Raw genomic sequence first — 7760 nt, 5'->3', positions numbered from 1 at the left:
TTGCAGTAATTGCAAAAACTATAGACACGCTAAAAACATCTAAAATGCAAAGCGGTAAATCAGTTGAAGAAGAGATTATAGAAAATATCGCTACAATCGGTGAAAATTTAACATTACGTCGTATGGATATATTAGAGATATCCGAAGGAGCAATCGGTTCGTACGTACATAATGAAGTTGTACCGAATCTAGGAAAAATTTCCGTATTAGTAGGTCTTGCGTCTAACGCAAAAGATAAAGCAAAACTAGAAGCTTTAGCTAAACAAATTGCTGTTCATGTAGCAGGCAATAACCCGCAAAGCATAGATGATTCAAGCTTGGATCAAGCACTCGTAGAGCGTGAGAGAAAAGTATTTTTTGAGAAAGCTAAAGAAGAAGGAAAGCCTGATAATATTATAGAAAAAATGGTAGAAGGTAGAATACGTAAATTCTTCTCTGAAGTTGTATTGCTTCAGCAAAATTTCTTATTTGATCCTAAACTTACTGTTGCGGAAGTAATTAAAAATGCTGAAAAAGAACTCGGTGCAGAAATTAAAATCGCCAAATTTATTAGATACGAACTTGGTGAAGGTATAGAATATGAAGAAAAAAACTTTGTCGATGAAGTCGCTGCTATTACGCAAAGTTAAGGGGTTTGTTTCATAGCTTCAATGTCGTTCCCACGTGGATACCAAATCATCATTGCGAGCATGTGTGTTGTGCAGACACAATTCCATCCTATCATCTCGCGATTTGAACGGTGTTGTTGCATTGCTCGATGTCATTCCTAGATCAAAGCGGGAATTCAAATTAGAAAGTATAAATATAACAAGTTTTTAAAATTAAAAGTTTGATTTATCTCACTTTTTTCTGGATTCCTGCTTTCGCTGGAGTGACATCGAGTAGGTTTTTCGAGCCATGCAACAAATCTCTACTTTTGTAGGGATAATATCTAATACTTTTTGAATCCACTCAGTGTCTCGTTACTCTCCTAAAAGTTCTATAGTCAATTCGCGTTCTAGGTGATCTATGTTTACACCACCTGCATTTTGTTGTACTAGTTTATGTCAATACTTATAGTATCCGCTACTTACCCCCGGTCAGGAATATAATTTACCGTTATAAACAGTTAAGGCTGGATACCGTTGGTTCTCAAAATTATAGGAGTATTTGGTAACGATAACCATTTTAGTTTTCCATCTCTATCATAACTTATCTTTAAATGAGCAGAATCAAAATTTTTCCCGTCTGAATCTTTTAAAACTAGCGAAAGATCAAGAGTTTCTCCTGTGTCTTGTGTAGTATCAGATAGCACAATGGAATGCTTTCAACTTAAAATACAAGCTTATTATTGAATCTTAACGTCAAAGAAGTGTTAATGACTGCTGCCCATGGCGATACCGCATTTATAACCATCTTCACGTTTAAATTCCCTTGTAATAATCTTACGCTCAGTATGTTAAGAAAATATAAATTTTTCTTTGCCGTCTCTAATGAACTCGCTAGACGGTCCTAGTACTTCTACTTTACCCGTAGTTAACTTATAAGCAGTTGAAAGAATTTTAGCACCGGTTTGTGCATCTTCTAAAATTTGTTTTCCTAATTTTTAAACTTTTTATATTTTAGCACTAGGAGAAACTTGCGCAGTAGAATCTAAAGATTCAGTGGTACTAGTAGTACTGTGAGGAGCAGGATTCCTTGCTATATAGGTTGTTTTACTTTCAGGATTGGTACCTAAAACTTCTATTTTTCCTGTATTTATCTTATAAGCATTTACCAAAATTTTACTTCCGACAGTTGTAAATTTTAGCACCTCTTCCACTGCTTTATAGAATACATAACTGGTAATTATTATTACGGCTCCTAAAAATTTGCCTTCTCCACTATCAGATGAATTTCCGTATTTTTTCCTTCTTTCTCTTGCCTCGATTTGATCTGTTGCCTGTTTATTTGCAATTTGACGTATAGTATCCGGATCTTGCATAATTATATCCTTCATGATTAAATAACTATTTAATCATGTCACAATCAAAAGTCAAATTTTATTTTTGAAAATTCTACTTTTATTAACTAGCCTTAGCTATGGAAGAAACTTCGTAATTACCTTCAAATATTCATCTAGGACTTTTTGGTTATTCTCAACAAATTTTAAAGCTTTTTCACGATAAGCTTTAAGTTCTAGAGAATTATTAGGGCTAAGGAGATATGTTAATTTGGTGAGTAAATCTTCACCGTTTTTGATTTGGATAGCTGCTTCATTTTGCAGTACGCCTTTAGCGATATCGGTGTTTTTACTCATATCGGGACCGAATATAATACAATTAGAGAAATATGCCGCTTCTAAAATATTATGTCCGCCTTGTTTAAAAGAACCGCCGATAAAAGAAATTGTAGCTACGGAAAAAAATAATCCCATTTCGCCGAATCTATCAACTATATAAATATCATTGCTTAAAACAGGTAAATCATTTTGTGACTTAGCGGTAGCGGATAAATTATGTGATTTACAATTATCGATAATGGATTTAACTCGCTCGGGATGTCTTGGAATTAGGATAATATAGCAATCTAAAAACTGCTCTTGTAGGTTTTTGATTATGGGTAAAATCACCTCTTCATCTTCAGGGTGAGTGCTAGCAAATGCCACCACTTGTCTATTGTCTAAATGTGAGCTTAATTTTGATAGCTCTTCTTGATTAACTGGAAGTTTTTCATTGGCAAATTTAATATTGCCTAAATTAATTGCATCTGATACGCCAAGTTCATTGAATTTTTGTAAGTCACGCTCGCTTTGCACAATAATTTTACTAAAATGTTTGAGGATAAGCTGAAAGAAGCTTTTTCTTTTTAGCCAAGCTTTAAATGATTTATCGGAAATACGTGCGTTAACTAACAGCAATTTACACTGCCTTGCTCCTTCATTAATAGTACACGGCCACAATTCCGATTCTATAAAAATACCTAAATTAGGTTGCCAATTTTTTAAAAACTTTCGAGTAAAAATAATATTATCTATCGGTAAAAATTGGTGAACTGCTATTTTAGGTAATTTGGCAGTTAATATTTTAGCGGAGCTGTTAGTCCAAGAAGTTACTAAAAAACGAATTTCAGGATAGCGTTTACTTATATTATATATTAATGTTAAAGCTGCCATAGACTCACCGACGCTAGCTGCATGGATCCATATTAAGAAGGAGTTGTCTTGTCGATACTTACCTATAGCAAAACGTTCTTGGATGCGTCTTATATCTTCTTTACCTATTAATAAGCGTATAAGAATTATGATAAAATAAACAGGCAATAATATAAAGCTTAAAGCATAATATAATAACATCATTTCTTTAAGTTCGCTGTTAAGCTTGTTAGTTGTTTTTCAAGGCTTATATGGTTTCGTATTTTATCATTTGTGAGTTCTAAAGGTGAGCCAACTATGATTTTAATGATACCAAACGGTAATGGTATTATTAATTTATCCCAACTTTTTAACCTGAAACATCTAGAAGTAGAACTGACTATAGGAATAAGTTTTTTGTTATATCTATAAGCAATTTCGGTAATGCCGCTATTTACTTTATATACCGGTCCTTTAGGACCGTCCGGTGTGACTATTATATTTGCACCTTGAGATAACTTACCTATAATATTACGTAAAGCTCCAATTGGATTTTTATTAGTAGAACCTACTATCACTCTGCAACCGAATTTTCCTACTAAATCGTTTAAAATTGCCCCGTCTAAATGCGGTGATATTAAAGCATAGATATTTCTATGTCCTATAAACATAGCCGGACTTAAGGCAAGCATATTATGCCAAAATGCAAAGATTACCCCTTGTTCGTTTAGGAATTTTTCCTTATTGCCGTTATCGTAAAAAATAAATTTCTGTTTTGATGTAAAATAAACAAAAAGCAAATACCAATATAGTAAAATAGTAATTATATTAAGTACGTATTTATTATTTTTTAAAAATTTTTTAAAAACTTTCCGCATGATTTGTTTTGCTGGTGTCATACCGCGGGCTTGACCGCGGTATCCATATAAAGATTTACATTGTTAATATTATTTCTTTTTTAGATACCGCGGTTAATCTGTGGTATGACAGCTTAGTACTATAAAGCATCACAAGCTCTCTCAATTCTCATACAAGCTTCTTCTAGCTCTTCCATAGAAGTAGCATAAGAGATTCTAAAATATCCCTCTAATCCGAAAGCGATACCGGGTACCACGGCAACTTTTGCTTCTTCAAGTAAATATTCGGCAAAATCATTACTATTGCTAATTATTTTTCCTGACTTAGTTTTATGTCCAAATATTTTATCGCATTTAACAAATAAGTAAAACGCACCTTCCGGCTTATAGCACTCAAAATATTTTACTCTTTTCAAAATTGATAAAGCAAAATCACGCTTTTTTTGAAAATTTAAAGCATTAGGCTTTATATAATCTTGAGGACCGTTTAATGCTTCAATAGCAGCCATTTGACTTATTGAACAAGGGTTTGAAGTACTTTGCGACTGAATAATAGTCATTGCTTTAATTAAAGCTTTAGAGCCCACGCCGTAGCCTATACGCCAACCCGTCATAGAATAAGCTTTAGATACTCCGTTTACGGTAAATATTCTCTCTTTTAAATAAGGTGCTATTTGGGCTAATGTATAAAATTTAAAATTATCAAAAATAATATGTTCATAAATATCATCGGACATTACGTTCACATGAGGATATTTTCTTAAAACTTTAGCAATATTTTCTAGCTCTTCAAAGTTATAGCTTGCACCTGTTGGATTACTAGGTGAGTTAATAATAAGCCATTTAGTTTTATCCGTAATTGAACGTTCTAAAGCTTCTGCACTTAATTTAAAGTTATTTTCAATTCCGCAATTTACAAAAACAGGTGTGCCTGTGCTAAGTGCAACCATATCAGGATATGAAACCCAATAGGGTGCCGGAATAATTACCTCATTCCCTTTATCTAAGGATGCCATAAATAAATTATATATAACTTGTTTACCGCCGGTACTTACTATTATTTCATCAAGTTCGTAATCTATACTATTTTCACGTTTGAATTTGTCTTTTATTGCTTGCTTTAAAAGAGGCATACCCTCAACGTTAGTATATTTAGTAAAGCCGTCTTGAATCGCTTTAATCGCCGCTTCCTTAATATTGTCAGGCGTATCAAAATCAGGCTCACCTGCACCAAGTGCAATAATATCAACTCCCGATTTTTTAAGTTCAATGGTTTTCTTTACAACTGCAAGGGTTGGTGACGGCTTTATAGAATTTAGTCTCGTAGAAATAATTGACATAATTTTGAGTCCGTATTAATGAGGTAGTTTGATGTCATTCCTGCGACAGCAGGAATCCAGAGTAAAGCGAGCTTTTAAAAAGCCTTAAAAGTACTGGATTCCCGCTTCCGCGGGAATGACATTAATAATAAGCGATAATACAGCAATTTTAATCGCAATAAAATTATTTTATTTAAAAATTTATCAAGATATGCTTTATTATAGTAAGTAATATTAATTTAGTAATTAAACTATGCTCGGTAAAATAAAAGAAAAAATCAAACATTATTGCTTAACTATAATAAATATACCGAATTTTATTAAGAATAAAATTTTAGAATTTAGAAAAAATATAAGTGATTGTAAATATAAATTCTCTCATTTAGCAGAAACTAATTATCAGCTTGGACTTGATCATTTATATAGAGGTAATTTAAATGATGCATTGCTTAGGTTTAAACTAGTCGATAAATTTTTTAATCCTAATGATTCTAAAGTATATTATCGACTCGGATGGGTTTATTTTTTAAAAAATAATTACAGACAAGCTATAGAATATTTAGAACAATCTAATGAACAATATAAAGCTATATTTATAAATTTTTTGAAAAATTATCAGGATATTACTGACATACCTCAAGAAATTTGGGGAGAATATCATGATTTAACTGCACAATATTATCCTACTATTTTTAATAACGATAAAAATATCCATCTCCCGTATAGGTTTGTTAATGATACACTCAAGCAGATATCTGATTTACCGGATAATTATTCTATTTTGGAACTTGGAAGTAATATAGGGCTGGTAGGTTATGAAATACAAAAACGTTTTCCGGAAAATTTTACTTTAACCGGTGTAGAAATTTCTACTTTAATGAATGATTTACAAGAAACATATTACCCGAACACTAAAATTTACGATCAAATATATAATATTGCTATCGATGAATTTTTAAAACAAAACACTAATAAATTTGATATTATTTTGAGTTTTTGCGGATTATCGTTTACTAACAATTTAATAGAATATTTTAATTTAATATACTCATCTCTTAGTGCACAAGGGTATTTTGCCCTTTGTTTACCGAACGCCGCGAAGACGCAATTCTCAGTAAAACGCAAAGAATTTATTTTTAACTTGAATGAAATAAATAATTTTTTACAAAAAAATAATTTTACTATATTCACTTCGGAAGAAATAATACTAGCAGAACACAATAAATATAGTATTATTGTTTGTAAGAAAATAACATAAATCAATGAGAATTTTAATTATACTATCTATTATGCTATGCTCATTATTCGCAAGAGCTGATCTTGAATATGTTGATAATGACATATATAACTATAATGGTGGAAGAAATGAAAACTGTTGCTTGGAAGTTTATGATCCATACGAAAAATTTAACCGTAAAGTGTTTGCATTTAATTCTGTACTAGATTATATAATATTGCGTCCTTTAGCGATAGGTTATAAGAATATAACGAATGATTACGTAAAAGCACGTGTTAATAGTTTCATCAGTAATGTCGATACACCGCTTACGGCGATAAATTACGTGCTTCAGTTAAATTACGATAAAACTATGAAAAGCGTTTGGCGGTTTCTCATTAACACGACGCTTGGCATAGGCGGTTTATTTGATGTGGCAGGTAAAGTAGGTTTGCCGTCTGAACGTCAAACTTTCGGTAGTACCCTTGCACATTATGGAGTTGCCCCAGGTCCTTATTTAGTATTGCCGATAATCGGTAGTACTAACGCAAGAGATATGACGGATTCGGTAGTTACTAATTATGCTCTTAATCCATTAATGTACTACACTCACAATGATTTTGACTTAGGGGTACTAGCAGTTAGTAAAATAAACAATCGATATGTGGTATTACCGTTTAGTGATTATGTGATGAAGAATTCTACCGATCCTTATGTGGCTATTAGATCAGCATTACATCGTGTTCGTGAAGCATCGGTTCAATATCCTGAAAATTTTAAATGTCCTAAACCCAAGAATTAATTAAATTAACGAGGATTATATGCAAAAAATTATTACAGGTTTGTTTTTATTAGTTATGACGTTTTCCGCTTATTCTAGCGAGAAAGTGCCTGCTGGTTTGAATGATTACGTTACTAATTTAGTAAATGAAGCTTCTAGTATATTAAACGATAGTAAGCTATCTGAGCGAGTAAAAATTGCTAAAGCACGTGAGTTAATGTCTCAGAACCTAGATTTTGATTGGATGGCTAAATATACATTAGGTAGAAACGGGATAAAAACTTTATCAAGTGGGCAGGTTCAAGACTTCATTAAAGTTTACTCTAAATATGTTACTAAATCTTATACTGATTTAATAAAAGATTATAAAGGTGAAAAGCCTAAAATAGTAGGAGTTCGTCCTTTAAGCTCAACCGATTTTATGGTTGCTATGAATATCATTAGTAATAAAGAGCAAGACCCTATTAAAGTAGAATATCTTGTACGTGAAATGAAA

9 protein-coding genes are annotated in these 7760 nt (G+C 32.1%); 4 read left to right on the top strand and 5 right to left on the bottom strand.

Going from position 1 to position 7760, the window contains the following annotated elements; genetic code table 11:
- Window positions 1–629, top strand: a 629-nt coding sequence (gene tsf / locus A452_RS0106900) for a translation elongation factor Ts (protein ID WP_017208691.1), incomplete at its 5' end; no start/stop codon positions are given.
- A 479-nt stretch (window positions 630–1108) separates the two neighbouring features.
- On the opposite strand, the gene A452_RS11245 is transcribed toward tsf, so the two are convergent.
- The 5 genes from A452_RS11245 to A452_RS0106870 form a co-directional block, all read right to left on the bottom strand.
- Window positions 1109–1294: a hypothetical protein gene (locus A452_RS11245; protein ID WP_014412122.1), complete on the bottom strand. Its 186-nt coding sequence runs from the start codon at window positions 1292–1294 to the stop codon at window positions 1109–1111.
- A 300-nt stretch (window positions 1295–1594) separates the two neighbouring features.
- Complete coding sequence (locus A452_RS0106885; protein WP_231289980.1) at window positions 1595–1963, bottom strand: hypothetical protein; 369 nt, start codon at window positions 1961–1963, stop codon at window positions 1595–1597.
- A 96-nt stretch (window positions 1964–2059) separates the two neighbouring features.
- On the bottom strand, window positions 2060–3316 hold the full coding sequence (gene waaA / locus A452_RS0106880) for a lipid IV(A) 3-deoxy-D-manno-octulosonic acid transferase (protein WP_014412124.1): 1257 nt from the start codon (window positions 3314–3316) through the stop codon (window positions 2060–2062).
- Window positions 3313–3969 carry a lysophospholipid acyltransferase family protein gene (locus A452_RS0106875; protein WP_014412125.1) on the bottom strand — a complete coding sequence of 219 codons (657 nt, stop codon included), beginning with the start codon at window positions 3967–3969 and terminating at the stop codon, window positions 3313–3315. The genes waaA and A452_RS0106875 overlap by 4 nt, the downstream gene beginning before the upstream one ends.
- A gap of 119 nt (window positions 3970–4088) precedes the next feature.
- Window positions 4089–5288 (bottom strand): pyridoxal phosphate-dependent aminotransferase, encoded by a 1200-nt coding sequence (locus A452_RS0106870; RefSeq protein ID WP_014412126.1) that lies wholly within the window; start codon window positions 5286–5288, stop codon window positions 4089–4091.
- Window positions 5289–5520: 232 nt separating this feature from the next.
- Between A452_RS0106870 and A452_RS0106865 the strand changes: the two genes are divergently transcribed.
- From A452_RS0106865 to A452_RS0106855, 3 genes are all read left to right on the top strand, one after another.
- A complete protein-coding gene (locus A452_RS0106865; protein WP_014412127.1) occupies window positions 5521–6525 on the top strand; it encodes a methyltransferase domain-containing protein in 1005 nt (334 codons plus the stop codon).
- Window positions 6526–6529: 4 nt separating this feature from the next.
- Complete coding sequence (locus A452_RS0106860) at window positions 6530–7285, top strand: MlaA family lipoprotein (protein WP_014412128.1); 756 nt, start codon at window positions 6530–6532, stop codon at window positions 7283–7285.
- Window positions 7286–7304: 19 nt separating this feature from the next.
- The coding region (locus A452_RS0106855; protein WP_017208689.1) for a Tgt2/MlaC family protein at window positions 7305–7760 on the top strand (456 nt) is incomplete at its 3' end.

The sequence above is a fragment of the Rickettsia australis str. Phillips genome, from assembly GCF_000273745.1.
Classification (GTDB): Bacteria; Pseudomonadota; Alphaproteobacteria; order Rickettsiales; family Rickettsiaceae; genus Rickettsia; species Rickettsia australis.
Note: the sequence above shows the minus strand (reverse complement) of the source record. Positions and strands in the feature narration are given on the sequence as shown.

What these genes read in the sequence shown, in the direction of transcription:
- A452_RS0106885 (WP_231289980.1), bottom strand. Translation starts at nt 1,963, where the DNA reads ATGCAAGATCCGGATACTATACGTCAAATTGCAAATAAACAGGCAACA.
- waaA (WP_014412124.1), bottom strand. Translation starts at nt 3,316, where the DNA reads ATGATGTTATTATATTATGCTTTAAGCTTTATATTATTGCCTGTTTAT.
- A452_RS0106875 (WP_014412125.1), bottom strand. Translation starts at nt 3,969, where the DNA reads ATGCGGAAAGTTTTTAAAAAATTTTTAAAAAATAATAAATACGTACTT.
- A452_RS0106870 (WP_014412126.1), bottom strand. Translation starts at nt 5,288, where the DNA reads ATGTCAATTATTTCTACGAGACTAAATTCTATAAAGCCGTCACCAACC.
- A452_RS0106865 (WP_014412127.1), top strand. Translation starts at nt 5,521, where the DNA reads ATGCTCGGTAAAATAAAAGAAAAAATCAAACATTATTGCTTAACTATA.
- A452_RS0106860 (WP_014412128.1), top strand. Translation starts at nt 6,530, where the DNA reads ATGAGAATTTTAATTATACTATCTATTATGCTATGCTCATTATTCGCA.